This window comes from Xenorhabdus sp. SGI 60 (assembly GCF_056632175.1).
In genome coordinates this window covers 1393835-1408106 of record NZ_CP196860.1, presented here as the reverse complement: position 1 = coordinate 1408106, position 14272 = coordinate 1393835, and the positions used below count along the sequence as shown (strand labels likewise).

General features: G+C 44.9%; 12 protein-coding genes. 3 read left to right on the top strand and 9 right to left on the bottom strand.

Features of this window, described 5'->3' with window-relative positions; all coding sequences use genetic code 11:
- Nucleotides 1–40 precede the first annotated feature (40 nt).
- From nuoF to hexA, 6 genes are all read right to left on the bottom strand, one after another.
- Nucleotides 41–1405, bottom strand: a complete 1365-nt coding sequence (nuoF, locus tag ACSJJG_RS06790; RefSeq protein ID WP_481088870.1) for an NADH-quinone oxidoreductase subunit NuoF — start codon at nucleotides 1403–1405, stop codon at nucleotides 41–43.
- The gene (gene nuoE, locus ACSJJG_RS06785) at nucleotides 1402–1947 is read right to left on the bottom strand and encodes an NADH-quinone oxidoreductase subunit NuoE (protein ID WP_481088869.1); all 546 of its coding nucleotides are present in this window, start codon (nucleotides 1945–1947) and stop codon (nucleotides 1402–1404) included. Before nuoE ends, nuoF begins: the two co-directional genes overlap by 4 nt.
- A gap of 2 nt (nucleotides 1948–1949) precedes the next feature.
- Nucleotides 1950–3749: an NADH-quinone oxidoreductase subunit C/D gene (gene nuoC, locus ACSJJG_RS06780; protein WP_481088868.1), complete on the bottom strand. Its 1800-nt coding sequence runs from the start codon at nucleotides 3747–3749 to the stop codon at nucleotides 1950–1952.
- Between the two features lie 75 nt (nucleotides 3750–3824).
- The gene (locus ACSJJG_RS06775; protein ID WP_047769419.1) at nucleotides 3825–4499 is read right to left on the bottom strand and encodes a NuoB/complex I 20 kDa subunit family protein; all 675 of its coding nucleotides are present in this window, start codon (nucleotides 4497–4499) and stop codon (nucleotides 3825–3827) included.
- 15 nt (nucleotides 4500–4514) lie between these two features.
- Nucleotides 4515–4979, bottom strand: coding sequence for an NADH-quinone oxidoreductase subunit A (locus tag ACSJJG_RS06770; RefSeq protein ID WP_481088867.1), 465 nt, complete (start codon nucleotides 4977–4979; stop codon nucleotides 4515–4517).
- A 709-nt stretch (nucleotides 4980–5688) separates the two neighbouring features.
- Entirely contained in the window at nucleotides 5689–6672 is a 984-nt protein-coding gene (hexA, locus tag ACSJJG_RS06765) for a transcriptional regulator HexA (protein WP_481088866.1), read from the bottom strand.
- Between the two features lie 793 nt (nucleotides 6673–7465).
- Here hexA and ACSJJG_RS06760 point away from each other — a divergent pair.
- Together ACSJJG_RS06760 and yfbR are read left to right on the top strand one after the other, a co-directional pair.
- Nucleotides 7466–8680, top strand: coding sequence for a pyridoxal phosphate-dependent aminotransferase (locus tag ACSJJG_RS06760; protein ID WP_481088865.1), 1215 nt, complete (start codon nucleotides 7466–7468; stop codon nucleotides 8678–8680).
- A 235-nt stretch (nucleotides 8681–8915) separates the two neighbouring features.
- Entirely contained in the window at nucleotides 8916–9497 is a 582-nt protein-coding gene (yfbR, locus tag ACSJJG_RS06755) for a 5'-deoxynucleotidase (RefSeq protein ID WP_481088864.1), read from the top strand.
- Between the two features lie 62 nt (nucleotides 9498–9559).
- Here the strand turns inward: yfbR and ACSJJG_RS06750 are convergent, their stop codons facing one another.
- The 3 genes from ACSJJG_RS06750 to yfbV all read right to left on the bottom strand — a co-directional run bounded on the left by ACSJJG_RS06750 (nucleotide 9560) and on the right by yfbV (nucleotide 12758).
- Complete coding sequence (locus ACSJJG_RS06750) at nucleotides 9560–11389, bottom strand: SLC13 family permease (RefSeq protein ID WP_481088863.1); 1830 nt, start codon at nucleotides 11387–11389, stop codon at nucleotides 9560–9562.
- A gap of 176 nt (nucleotides 11390–11565) precedes the next feature.
- The gene (locus tag ACSJJG_RS06745) at nucleotides 11566–12225 is read right to left on the bottom strand and encodes a sugar phosphatase (protein ID WP_481088862.1); all 660 of its coding nucleotides are present in this window, start codon (nucleotides 12223–12225) and stop codon (nucleotides 11566–11568) included.
- A 77-nt stretch (nucleotides 12226–12302) separates the two neighbouring features.
- Nucleotides 12303–12758, bottom strand: a complete 456-nt coding sequence (gene yfbV, locus ACSJJG_RS06740) for a terminus macrodomain insulation protein YfbV (RefSeq protein ID WP_481090395.1) — start codon at nucleotides 12756–12758, stop codon at nucleotides 12303–12305.
- A gap of 263 nt (nucleotides 12759–13021) precedes the next feature.
- On the opposite strand from yfbV, the gene ackA reads away from it, so the two are divergent.
- On the top strand, nucleotides 13022–14224 hold the full coding sequence (gene ackA / locus ACSJJG_RS06735; protein WP_481088861.1) for an acetate kinase: 1203 nt from the start codon (nucleotides 13022–13024) through the stop codon (nucleotides 14222–14224).
- Nucleotides 14225–14272: the final 48 nt, after the last annotated feature.

Here is a 14272-nt window from a genome sequence, read left to right as displayed (position 1 = left end):
CCTGCCGTGGCAGGCGTTAATCAAAAATTAGCGCTGTTTGTTACCAACGCTGGTTGAGCAGGTTTGGTTGAATACCCGCAATCAGGTTGGTATTACCGTAATCTTTGGTGACAATTCCCGCTTCAAACTCTTCACGGAAATATTTAATAGCACTCTGCAAAGGTTCCACAGCACCTGGCGCATGGGCACAAAACGTTTTGCCCGGTCCAAGAAAACGACAGAGTTGTTCTAATGTTTCAATGTCACCTGGCTGGCCTTTGCCATTCTCAATAGCCCGGAGGATTTTGACACTCCACGGCAAGCCATCACGGCATGGTGTGCACCAGCCACAAGATTCACGAGAGAAGAATTCTTCAAGATTGCGGGTCAGGGAAACCATATTGATCTCATGATCCACCGCCATTGCCAGCGCGGTTCCCAAACGACTACCCGCTTTGGCGATGTGCTCAAAATCCATTGGCAGATCCAAATGGTCAGCAGTCAGGAAATCGGTTCCTGCCCCTCCGGGTTGCCAGGCCTTGAATTTCAAGCCATCCCGCATGCCTCCTGCGTAATCTTCAAGAATTTCACGGGCGGTTGTGCCAAACGGTAGTTCCCAAAGACCCGGATTTTTGACCCGACCAGAAAAGCCCATCAGCTTAGTACCGGCATCTTGACTTTTGCCGGCACTCAAACCGATATACCACTCTTTTCCATGTTCAAGAATTGCAGGAACGTTGCACAAGGTTTCGACGTTGTTGACGCACGTAGGTTTGCCCCATACGCCAGCTGTCGCAGGAAATGGGGGTTTTGAACGTGGGTTTGCCCGGCGCCCTTCAAGGGAGTTAATCAGGGCTGTTTCTTCACCACAGATATAACGTCCCGCACCAGTATGAACAAACAGTTCAAAATCAAAACCACTGCCCAAAATGTTCTTGCCAAGCAATCCGGCCGCTTTAGCTTCTTCTATGGCTTTGCGTAAATGGACAGCGGCTTCGACATACTCACCACGTAGGAAGATGTAACCACGATAGGCTTTCAATGCAAAGGCACTGATTAACATGCCTTCCACCAACAGATGAGGCAGTTGCTCCATCAATAGGCGGTCTTTGTAAGTACCTGGCTCCATCTCATCCGCATTACACAACAAATAGCGGATATTCATGCTTTCATCTTTTGGCATCAGGCTCCATTTCAAGCCTGTTGAGAAGCCCGCACCACCACGGCCTTTTAAGCCTGCATCTTTAACCAGTGCGGTAATTTCATCAGGAGCCATGCCCTTCAGTGCTTTTTCGGCTCCTTTATAACCATTTTGGCTTCGGTATTCATCCAGCCAGACAGGTTGTTGGTCATCACGCAACCGCCATGTCAGGGGATGAGTTTCCGCTGTGCGGATAATTTCTTTCACTCCTGAATGCGTTGTCATGGATATTGCTCCAATAATTTTTCAATTTCTTCGGGTTTCACGTAACTGTGGGTATCCTCATCAATCATCATCGTTGGCCCCTTGTCACAGTTACCCAAGCAGCAGGTTGGCAACAGTGTGAAACGCCCATCGGCCGTGGTTTGCCCCGGACAAATGTTCAGACACGATTCTATCGCTGCCTGAACACCCTGGTAGCCCGTGATGTGACATACGACACTGTCACAATAACGGATAATGTGGCGTCCCACTGGCTGCCGGTAAATCTGGCTGTAAAACGTCGCCACCCCTTCCACGTCACTGGCCGGAATACCCAATACCTCAGCAATGGCATAAATGGCGTCATCTGGCACCCAACCACGCTGCTTTTGTACAATTTTCAGTGCTTCGATTGACGCAGCACGCGGATCTTCGTAGTGGTGTTTTTCCTGCTCAATGGCATTACGTTCGTCAGCACTCAATACAAACTCATCCGGTGTCTGAGCGTCCGTTAGGTTAACCACATCAAGGCGTGCTTGCTTGTTTGCGTTAAATTCACTTTGCATCGTTAGCGATCCACATCAGACATAACAAAATCAATACTGCCCAGATAGACGATAAGGTCAGAAACCAGACTGCCGCGGATCACCGAGGGAATTTGCTGCAAGTGAGCAAAACTGGGTGTACGGATACGGGTACGGTAGCTCATGGTGCTACCATCGCTGGTCAGGTAATAACTGTTGATACCCTTAGTCGCTTCGATCATCTGGAATGATTCATTGGCGGGCATGACCGGACCCCATGACACTTGCAGGAAGTGATTAATCATGGTTTCTATGTGCTGCAAAGTCCGCTCTCTCGGTGGCGGAGTGGTCAGTGGATGATCAGCCTTGAATGGACCTTCCGGCATATTTTTCAGGCACTGCTCAAGGATGCGCAGACTCTGACGAATTTCTTCTACTTTCAGCATTACCCGATCATAGCAATCACCGTTGTAGCCCGTTGGTACTTCAAAATCGAAATTTTCATAACCGGAATAAGGACGCCATTTACGTACGTCAAAACTAATACCAGTGGCACGCAGCCCCGCACCAGTCACCCCCCAGTCCAAAGCCTGTTTGGCATTGTAGGCCGCTACCCCAACAGAACGCCCTTTCAGGACACTGTTTTTCAACGCTGCCTTGACATAAGAATTCAAACGTTTCGGTAGCCAGTCCAGCAATTCACGCAAGAGCTTGTCCCAACCGCGTGGCAAGTCATGGGCAACCCCCCCAATTCGGAACCATGCCGGATGCATACGGAACCCGGTAATCGCCTCGACGACATCGTAAACTTTCTGCCGGTCAGTAAAGGCAAAGAAGACAGGTGTCATCGCACCAACGTCCTGGATAAATGTACTGATATAAAGCAGATGGCTATTAATGCGGAACAGCTCGGACAACATGACCCGAATTGTTTTCACCCGATCGGGGACTTCAATGCCGGCCAGCTTTTCAACCGCCAGTACATAAGGCATTTCGTTAACACATCCCCCCAAATATTCGATGCGATCGGTATAAGGGATATAGCTGTGCCATGACTGACGTTCCCCCATCTTTTCGGCACCACGATGGTGATAACCGATATCAGGAACACAATCGACGATTTCTTCGCCATCCAGTTGCAGAATAATGCGAAATGCGCCATGAGCAGAAGGATGGTTTGGGCCAAGGTTAAGGAACATGAAGTCTTCATTATCTGTACCCCGCTTCATGCCCCACTCTTCTGGTTTGAAAGTCAGCGCTTCCATTTCCAGATCTTCTTTCTGCTTAGTCAGGACGAAAGGATCAAATTCCGTGGCACGCGCAGAATACTCCTTGCGCAACGGATGGCCTTCCCATGTCGGCGGCATTAAGATGCGACGCAAATTGGGATGGCCGTTAAATGTGATGCCAAACATTTCCCACGTTTCACGTTCATACCAATTGGCATTTGGGAAAATTGACGTGACAGTAGGGATATTCAGGTCTTGTTCAGCGAGCGCGACTTTCAGCATGATGTCACGGTTACGCTCAATGGAAAGGAGGTGATAAAACACCGAAAAGTCAGCCGTCGGCAAGCCTTCCCGGTGAGAGCGCTGACGCTCATCGACGCCATGCAAGTCAAACAGCATGACATAAGGTTTGGGTAATTGTTTCAGGAACGTTATTACCTTCAGTAACTGTTCCCGCTTGACCCAAACAACTGGCATACCAGTACGGGTCGGCTGGATGGTAAAGGCATCCGGGCCAAATTGACGATTAAGCTCGCCGATAACAGGATCATCAAGATGATCTCCTGTTGCCCAGGCAGGCCGGGCGCTTTCTTGCGCTATCTGATCTGTCATCATTCTTCACCACAACGCTTGATCAGGTTTTTTGTGATCGCAACACATTGCTCTGGTTACGCTATATGGCTAAAAGCCTTAAATTTCGTCTGGAGTACGCAGATTTTTCACTGCAATACGTTCACCGCGTTTTCTTTCTCTTTCTGATTGCATATTGGCGCGGTAAACCCCCTGATCGCCAACTACCCATGACAGTGGGCGTCGTTCTTTACCTATGGACTCTTGCAACAGCAGCAGTGCCTGCATATAGGCTTCCGGGCGAGGAGGGCAGCCAGGAATATAAACATCGACCGGGATAAACTTATCAACCCCTTGCACTACGGAATAAATATCGTACATACCACCAGAGTTTGCACAGGCTCCCATTGAAATGACCCATTTCGGCTCCAGCAATTGGTCGTACAGGCGTTGAATGACGGGCGCCATTTTGACGAAACAGGTCCCGGAAATCACCATGAAATCAGCCTGACGGGGAGAGGCTCGCAATACTTCTGCACCAAAACGTGCAACATCGTGAACAGCGGTAAATGACGTCACCATTTCCACGTAGCAGCAAGAAAGCCCGAAGTTATAGGGCCACAGGGAATTTTTCCTCCCCCAATTCACCATATTATGCAGAGCATGTTCCAGTTTCCCCATATAGACACTTCGGTGAACATGCTGCTCTAAGGGATCGCTGACAGTTTCCTGTTTTTGCAGGGGATAACGGTCATTCTCACCGTTCGGATCTATGCGGGTGAGCGTATAATCCATCTTTATGCCTCGCTATTACTGCATGTGACTGTTGTTGGTATGGTTGCCAGTAGTGTTGATATAAGTATCAACACTCGGTTTACTGACCTGACGTTTTGAACGTGATGGTGTCCAGTCCAACGCCCCAATGCGCGCCAGATAAACCAAACCTGCCAATAACACTAAAATGAAAATGCTTGCTTCGGCAAAGCCTAGCCAACCGCTCTCTTTGATTGAGACGGCCCATGCATACAGGTAAAGGACTTCAATGTCGAAGATAACAAAGAACATGGCAACCAGATAAAACTTCGCCGACAGACGCAAACGTGCACTGCCGACAGAATCGATACCTGATTCATAAGGTACGTGTTTTGCCCTGGCTTTCGCCCTGCCCCCCATGAAGTACCCACCCAATAACATGAATGCGCACAAGCCAAGAGCACCTATTAGAAAAACCGCGAATGCCCAGTGATGGGCTAAAATTCCAGTGGATGTCGACATACTCGTTGCTTACTCATCAAAAGTGGTGTCAAAGTGTCTGCTCTTTTTGCTGGCAGTGTTGCACCACATCGATTCATGGGAAGGGATAACAACCAAATCTGAAACAACGCTAATCAATGTATCTTATAGCTCGAATCGTCTTGGTTTTTATTCCTCTCAACAAAATTCGCTATAACGGCAAAAACACCTACATGTTTATTTACAAACTACAAACCATTAATTAACGGATTGTGCTGACATGCCGCTAAAACGTGTCAGTCGTATAAAAAAACATCTTACCGACATAACTAGTCTAACCGATAACTCGACTTTACTACACCATTATCGCAGGAAAAACCTGTCTTTCCACTGCACTGCTTGGGGTATTTTTATGATCAAGTGCACAGTTTCATTGAAAAATATTCAACACTTGAATGTAATTTATTCAATTCTTAATAAATCGTTTCTAAAAAGAACGATTAAAGTGCGATAAGCGAACTATTTCTGAAAATGGTTTTATTTTATCAAGTTAGGAAAATGAAATTTGTTAACACAGCAACATTCTCTTAACTAAAATTCGAAAGGTACAGGAAAATTAGTAGGGTATATTTCTTGTTAGAAATATCAGAAATGGAAATGAAAACTTGGGAGGATTATTAATAAGTAATTAGCAACAGGCTAATACTTCCATAAATAAAATGGAAATATTAGCCTATAAAACACATAATACTTATTCGTCTATATTTTCAACGGAATTGTCATCAACTGATTCAGTTGATTTGATGGGTTCAATAACGTCGATAGATTCGTCCATTTCGTCGGATTCAACAGTTGTTACAGTATAAGGTGTTTTCTTATTTTCTATTGCATCAAAAACAGTCAAAACAGATTCATTCTGTTCGTTACTATTACGATATAAGAAGAATTGGATTTCCGGCAGACGTGGTAATCCTTCAATTTCACCTAAAATTCTCAGGTCCGCATTCTGCATTTCCAGAGGGCGAGCGGTAATACCGACTTCTGCATTCACAGCGGCGCGAACAGCGGACAAAGAAGCAGCTTCATACGCAATACACCATGAAATGCCAGCCATATCCAGCGTTTCCTGAGCGATCTGGCGGAAAGGATTAGTTTCATCCATCACAACCAACGGTACAGATTCGTTTGTCTGCAATTGGAAATCTGGTGCACAGTGCCATAAGACAGGCGAAGAACGTAAGAGTGTTTTAGGATGGTGGTTGATTTTTGCTGTGGTTACTGCCAAATCAATCTCATGGTTATCCAACATGCTTTCGATAAATTGAGCGCGCTTAATGCGCACATCAACAGCCACACGTGGATAGACAGAGGCAATACGGTTCAATAAGAAAGGAAGCAGTGTATCAACAGCGTCATCTGATACACCTATTCTCAATTCACCGTCTGCATCATTGTAGGTTAATGATGCTGTTGCATCGTCATTGGCACGCAGAATTTGGCGTGCGTAACCAAGAAGTTGAAGACCATGTTCGGTCAGAAGCTTATTACGGCCGTGACGAGCAAACAACTCTCTCCCCACGAGGTGTTCCAACCGCTGCATTTGCTGACTCACAGCTGACTGCGTTCTAGAAACAGCTGCCGCTGCTGCTGCAAAAGTATTTAAGTCAGCAACAGCAACAAAAGTTCTTAGCAGATCGAGATCGAGGTTTATTATCTGACGATTTGCATTTATCATTGTTTATTCATCACTTTTTTTTGATTTTAATTACTAACTAACCTGGTGTTTTTACTTCAGCAGTATCAAATAAAATAATACCGATTGTGACATTACTCTACTCTATTAAATAGGGCAAAGGTTTACTGCCTTTTTTTACTATTTAAATCATCATGGGTTTTATTTTCTCCTTTCTTAACAAAATTTATGCAATCCCAAAATAAGTCAGAGATAAAACCCTATTTACATCACATAATCACGAATTTCCAGTACAAATACCCTTTTTCTGACTTGCTTCAAAGAATAACCTAATCTGAATTAGGAACACTTAACATTATCAGATAGTATTAGCATTTTTAATAAATTAACATTTTCATTGAATAGACCCAGAAATGTTATGGATAAAAACTCAAAAAATTTGTCAAAGTATCCTATGATAAAAACCTAAATTAACTTTAGGTCGGTAACGATAAATTATAAGAATACATTATACAAATCTTCTTACTTTTATTGACAATTTGGGGTCCCTGAAAAAACGGCAAATGTACCCAAAAGCCTCGTCAAAATGTCATCTCCTGCCAACTAAAAACCCGCCATTATGCAAATTTTAATTCCAATTTAACACATATAATTGAAATAAAACACCAATAAAAGACAATAATTCAGAGAGCAAACTGATTCATCTATTCTTAAAACAACCATTTTAACCAAAGATATCAAAGCCTCTTCAAAATACAGACTGAGAAGAGTACATTGATCATCACACTTTTTATGCCGGGTAGTATCCATTTTGCCAAAGAGGTCGAAGCACCCTATGTTTTCCATTAATAAATCCAGTAAATTAGATAATGTCTGCTATGACATTCGAGGGAATACCCTCAAAGAAGCTAAACGACTCGAAGAAGAAGGTAATAAGGTACTGAAACTAAACATTGGTAATCCGGCGCCATTCGGATTTGAAGCACCTGATGAAATTTTAGTCGATGTTATCCGTAATCTGCCAACAGCCCAGGGTTATTCTGATTCAAAAGGGTTGTATTCAGCGCGTAAGGCCATCATGCAGCATTATCAAGCCAGAAATATGCTGGATGTTACCGTTGAAGATATCTTTATTGGTAATGGTGTTTCTGAACTTATCGTTCAATCCATGCAGGCTTTGTTGAATACCGGCGACGAAATGTTGGTTCCTGCACCTGACTACCCTCTTTGGACTGCGGCAGTATCACTTTCCAGCGGCAATGCCGTCCACTATCTATGTGATGAGCAACAGGGCTGGTTTCCTGACTTAGACGACATACGCCGTAAAATTACCCCGCGTACCCGTGGTATCGTTATTATTAACCCGAATAACCCAACCGGCGCGGTATATAGCAAAGAGTTGTTGCTGGAAATAGTAGAAATCGCCCGCCAGCATAATCTGATTATCTTTGCTGACGAGATTTACGACAAGATCCTGTACGATGATGCCCAGCATCACTCCATTGCAGCATTAGCGCCTGATCTCTTTACTGTTACTTTTAATGGTCTGTCCAAAACCTATCGCGTTGCCGGTTTCCGTCAAGGCTGGATGGTCCTGAACGGCCCTAAAAAGCAGGCCGGGGATTATATTGAAGGATTAGAAATGCTGGCATCGATGCGCCTTTGTGCCAATGTGCCAATGCAGCACGCAATCCAAACAGCATTAGGTGGTTATCAAAGCATCAGTGAATTTATTTTCCCGGGTGGCAGGCTCTATGAACAGCGCAACCGTGCATGGGAACTGATTAACCAGATCCCTGGGGTTTCCTGTGTGAAACCTATGGGTGCCCTCTATATGTTCCCGAAAATAGACACCAAACGTTTCAATATTTATGATGACCAAAAAATGGTACTCGATCTCTTATTACAGGAAAAAGTTTTACTGGTTCAAGGCACCGCATTTAACTGGCCAGATCCTGACCATGTCCGCATTGTTACGCTGCCACATGTCTCTGACCTACAAATGGCAATTGAAAAATTTGCCCGATTTATCGGTAACTATCGCCAATAACCGTAACCTTTATCATTAAAGCCCATCCCATTAATATTAATAAATTAATGGGATGACTCTTCTCTGAGATAAATACTTATTTCTTATTTACCGCTTCTACCGCTATTTTTCCATAAATGAATTTTCCGCGAGTGAATATTCCCGTCGTTTTTCAAGTTATAGATACTCCGCTCACAATTAATCATATTATTCCGCTACAATTTTGCTACAAATTAATCGGCTACAAGAGGAAATTATGAGTCATTTTTTCGCCCAATTATCTCGCCTAAAATTAATTAGCCGTTGGCCTCTTATGCGAAATGTGCGTACAGAAAATGTTTCAGAACACAGTTTGCAGGTTGCTTTTGTCGCACACGCTTTGGCAATAATCAAAAACCGTAAATGCAACGGCAATGTCAATCCTGAACGGATCGCCCTGTTGGCAATGTATCACGATGCCAGCGAGGTCATCACCGGTGATTTGCCAACACCAATTAAGTACTACAACCCCCAAATTGCCCATGAATATAAGAAAATAGAAAAAATAGCCCAACAAAAATTATTGGATATGTTACCGACTGAATTACAGGATGATTTTCGCACCATCCTGGATGAGCATCTCCATAGTGAAGAAGAAATCCATATTATCAAGCAAGCTGACGCATTATGTGCTTACTTGAAATGTCTGGAGGAACTCTCAGCAGGCAATACTGAATTCAATCAAGCCAAAAAACGATTGGATAAGACACTGGCAGAACGTCGCAGTGAAGAAATGGATTATTTTATCGATGTGTTTGTACCGAGTTTCAGCCTCTCCCTTGATGAAATCAGCTTATAGATTATTATCCGACTATAATCATAACGCAGCTCCCTGCCATGCGGAGCTGCCCGATAGAAACATTAAAATGGAAAAAGTATTGGGATCACCGCGACACTAATCCCCATCACAATCAACGTAAAAGGTACGCCAAGTTTCACGAAATCGGCAAACTGATACCCACCCGGCCCTAGCACCAATGTATTAACGGGAGATGAAACCGGTGTCATAAATGCTGCCGAAGCCGCCACACCAATAATCATCGCAAAGGGCAAAGGAGAAACAGCCATCTCATTCGCCGCCGCAATCGCAATCGGCGCCATTAGCACGGCCGTCGCAGTATTGGAAATAAACAACCCTATCATGGCGCAAAGTACAAACAGGCTCACCAACATCACCCGTGGTCCCATATTACCTGCGATATCCATCAATCCCCGGACAATGAGATCAATGCCTCCCGTCTTCTGCAATGCCAGCGCAAAAGGCATCATGCCAACAATCAAAATAATGCTCGGCCAGTGAATGGAACGATAAGCACTTTCCATATCAATACAGCGGAATTTTCCCATTAGCAGGCAGGCAATTAACGCGGCAATAAAATTCGGAATTTCATTGGTCAGCATCATGGCAACCATCAGGGCAAGGCAGAATAAAGCATGAGGAGCCTGTGAGGCAGCAGGGGCCGAACTTTCTACTTCAACCGGCAGATTTAGCACAATAAAATCAGGGGATTTTGTTTTTAACGCGTGGATCAATTTCCAATCGCCAATTAACAGCAGTGTATCACCGAGCAACAAAGGTTCATCCACTAACTTCCCTTCTAACGCTTTTCCCCCGCGACGGATCCCCACTACATTGAGACCATAACGTGTGCGAAATTTCATATCACGCAATGATTGCCCCAAAAGTTCGGATTCAGGGAGCACTGAAACCTCAGCCATGCCAACATTACGCGAGTGCTCGGAAAAATATTCCCCACGCAATACCATCGGTTCTAGCTGTTGCTCACGGCAAAATTCCCGCAAATCAATATCACTATCCGACATATCCACCAGCAAGACATCCTGTCTCTGCAATTCCATATCTCCAGTGGCAGCCACCATCACTCGACGGAATTTACGCCAACGTTCAATACCAATGACATTGGCACCATAACGGGCGCGCAGTCCTAATTCATCCAATGTGTGTCCAACCAAAGGTGAACCTTGACGGATAGTCAGACGGCGAGCACGACCAGACAATTTATAATCACGTATCAAACCACGAAATGTCCGATGATAACGCTCGTCCGCTGTCTGGTGGTTTGCTCCTCCTAGCCAGCGACGCGCGACTAACATATAAACCACGCCAGCCATTAACACTAATATGCCGATCGGTGTAATGGAGAAGAAATTAAACCCCCGCAGACCTTCGCGCACCAACTCACTATTGACGACCATATTGGGTGGCGTTGCTACCAGGGTCATCATGCCACTGATCAAACCGGCAAATCCCAATGGCATCATCAATCGCCCCGGAGAGGTTTTCATTCTGGCGGCCACGCTCAGAACAACAGGTATAAATATTGCCACAACCCCCGTAGAACTCATGAATGCCCCCAATCCGGCAACGGATAACATTAACCAAACCAACATCTTGGTTTCACTGTTACCCGCGATACGAACCAGCCAGTCTCCCATCTGATAAGCAACCCCGGTTCTCACCAACCCTTCGCCAATAACAAATAGGGCAGCAATCAACAACACATTGGGATCACTAAAACCGACAGTAGCTTCACTTAACGTCAGTGTGCCACTCAAGACAAATGCGATGATCAGCAATAAAGCCACAACATCCATTCTGACTTTATTGGTGGTGAAAAGCACAATGGCTATCAATAGCAGGGTTAATACCCACAACAGTTCGCTATTCACTCTGGCCTCTATCAACGATACCTTTCAAATATGACTATCCGCACGACCAATCTGCCAATGAGCAGATTGGCTGTCTATCAAAAGCCTACAGGTACAAACGTTAACAAAGTCAGTAGGCCATGTTTCTCAGAGAAAATCCCTCGTTCTGATCAAGGAAGCGTCTGATTTAGTGTGTCTCAATCGGTATAAATCGATACATAACCGCCTGATTTAACAATTTCAATATTTTCCAGATTATTAATCGTCAAATGGATTTCATCGCGGCGTGGAATATCCGGTGAATCGTGGACCACAACAACCTGACAGCCCGCATCCAGCCCAGCATGGATCCCCGCAGCAGCGTCTTCAAACACCACACACTCCTCCGGCAATAATCCCAGCTTCTTAGCCCCCAACAAATAAGGCTCAGGATTTGGTTTTCCATTTGTAACAGATTCTGCCGTCACCCAATGAGCAGGTTCCGGTAACGCCGCTACTTTATGACGCGCAGAAGCAAGCGGAACCGTTCCCGATGTCACAATGGCCCACGGAATATCCAGCGTATTCAGCTTATCAATCAGGGCGATAGCACCCGGTAAAGCTGTAACGTCTGCCGTATCTTCTGTTTCAATTTTTTCAATCCATTTGAAAGTGCCAGCGATCTCCTCTTCACTCGCATCTGGCATAAAATGCCGGAGAGATAATATCGCTGGCGTGCCATGAACATAGTTCAGCACTTCATCCCTATCGATACCCATCTTATCGGCAAACTGAATCCATGCTCGCTCAACCACAGGCAATGAATCAACCAGAGTACCATCCAAATCGAATAAAAAACCTCTACATTTCAGAACCAAATCCGACTCCTTTAAACATCATTATTTGTTAATCATTATGTGATAATAAAACACTTATTCCACATGATTATTATGGATTAAATATCATCAATAAAAGAGTTGTCCAATTGCTTAAAAGCCCGTTTAAGCAATTCAGCCAATGAAAAGTAGGTCGGGACACTTTCTACTGGTGCCATTGCAATACCTGCCCGGGCAAATTTTTCCCGAATTTCATAAAACCAATGCAATAATTTTTCCGGTAATGGTGTCGCCGCACGTTTTCCCAGCCACCATAATCCCTGTAACGGCAAACTACAGGCAAACAGTGCCGTTGCCACCGATGGCCCCAATTGCCCCCCCAGAGCGATTTGCCATGTCAAAGTAAAAATTGCCAATGGCGGCATAAACCGAATACCAAAGCGAGTCGCCTTAATCACACGATTCTCAGGAAAAACAGGCGCAAGTTGCTTTTCCAGTGGCCAGGTTTTCAAATATTGCTGTCCTAATTGCATACGCTTGAACCAACCCTGGCTAACAGGCGGTGTCGTGTTCATCATGACCTCAATCAATTAAAGGTATAGTTTTTAAAAAATCCCTACAAAAGATAAAATCTTTTTTGTAGTATTAATACTATTAAGTATATTTTGTCTTTATTGCTAGCAAACGGTATCCTACACAGACTTTTATGTTGTTGCAGTAGCAAAACAGGAATTTTGCCCTTTTTCGCAACAATTGGGTTCGGTTTGTTAACAAATTATTTTATTTTTAACATTGTTCTTATTTAAGATTAGATCACAACAAGATAATAGGTATTTCCATGTCAAGTAAGCTGGTACTGGTTCTTAATTGCGGTAGTTCCTCCCTGAAATTCGCTATCATCGATCCTGCCAATGGTGAAGAATATCTTTCTGGTTTAGCAGAGTGCTTTGGCCTGCCTGAAGCCCGTATTAAATGGAAAATGGATGGCGCGAAAAACGAAGCTGCTTTAGGTGCCGGCGCAGCACACAGCGAAGCACTGAACTTCATTGTTAATACTATCTTGGCTGAAAAGCCAGAACTCTCTGCTCAAATCTCAGCCATCGGTCACCGTATTGTTCATGGTGGTGAGAAGTTCACTTCTTCCGTGGTTATCACCGATGAAGTTATCGCAGGCATTGAAGCGGCTATTCCATTCGCACCACTGCACAACCCGGCTCACCTGATCGGTATTGCTGAAGCGAAAAAAGCCTTCCCTCATTTAGTTGAGAAAAATATTGCCGTATTTGACACCGCATTCCACCAGACTATGCCTGAAGAAGCCTACCTGTACGCACTGCCTTACAACCTGTACAAAGAGCACGGCATCCGTCGTTACGGTGCACATGGTACCAGCCATTTCTATGTTTCCCGTGAAGCAGCCAAGATGCTGAACAAACCCGTTGAAGAACTGAATGTCATCACTTGCCACTTGGGCAACGGTGGTTCTGTTTCTGCCATTGTCAACGGTCAGTGTGTTGATACTTCTATGGGCCTGACCCCACTGGAAGGTCTGGTCATGGGAACCCGCAGTGGTGATATCGATCCCGCTATCGTATTCCACCTGCACGATGCCATGGGCATGAGTATCGCTCAGATCAACACCCTACTGACCAAAGAGTCTGGTTTCTTAGGTCTGACCGAAGTCACCAGCGATTGCCGCTATGTAGAAGACAACTACGAAACTAAAGCTGACGCTAAACGTGCTATGGATGTTTACTGCCACCGTCTGGCTAAATACATCGGCGCATACAGCGCATTGATGGAAGGTCGTCTGGATGCCATTATCTTCACTGGCGGCATCGGTGAAAATTCCGCGCTGGTTCGCGAACTGACTATGAAGAAAGTGGCGCTGCTGGGCTTTGAATATGATCACGAGCGTAACCTTGCCGCTCGCTTCGGCAAATCAGGCGTTATCACGACAGATAACAGCCGCCCTGCTCTGGTTATCCCAACCAATGAAGAATTGGTTATTGCTCAGGATTCAGCACGTCTGACCGCATAATCAGATGATTTTAGAACCGCCAGCAATGCTGGCGGTTTTCACGAAGAT

Bases quoted from the DNA above. Each gene is read 5' to 3' on its own strand.
- nuoC (WP_481088868.1), bottom strand. From the start codon at position 3,749: ATGATGACAGATCAGATAGCGCAAGAAAGCGCCCGGCCTGCCTGGGCA.
- yfbR (WP_481088864.1), top strand. From the start codon at position 8,916: ATGAGTCATTTTTTCGCCCAATTATCTCGCCTAAAATTAATTAGCCGT.
- ACSJJG_RS06770 (WP_481088867.1), bottom strand. From the start codon at position 4,979: ATGTCGACATCCACTGGAATTTTAGCCCATCACTGGGCATTCGCGGTT.
- ackA (WP_481088861.1), top strand. From the start codon at position 13,022: ATGTCAAGTAAGCTGGTACTGGTTCTTAATTGCGGTAGTTCCTCCCTG.
- nuoE (WP_481088869.1), bottom strand. From the start codon at position 1,947: ATGCAAAGTGAATTTAACGCAAACAAGCAAGCACGCCTTGATGTGGTT.
- hexA (WP_481088866.1), bottom strand. From the start codon at position 6,672: ATGATAAATGCAAATCGTCAGATAATAAACCTCGATCTCGATCTGCTA.
- nuoF (WP_481088870.1), bottom strand. From the start codon at position 1,405: ATGACAACGCATTCAGGAGTGAAAGAAATTATCCGCACAGCGGAAACT.
- ACSJJG_RS06760 (WP_481088865.1), top strand. From the start codon at position 7,466: ATGTTTTCCATTAATAAATCCAGTAAATTAGATAATGTCTGCTATGAC.
- yfbV (WP_481090395.1), bottom strand. From the start codon at position 12,758: ATGAACACGACACCGCCTGTTAGCCAGGGTTGGTTCAAGCGTATGCAA.
- ACSJJG_RS06775 (WP_047769419.1), bottom strand. From the start codon at position 4,499: ATGGATTATACGCTCACCCGCATAGATCCGAACGGTGAGAATGACCGT.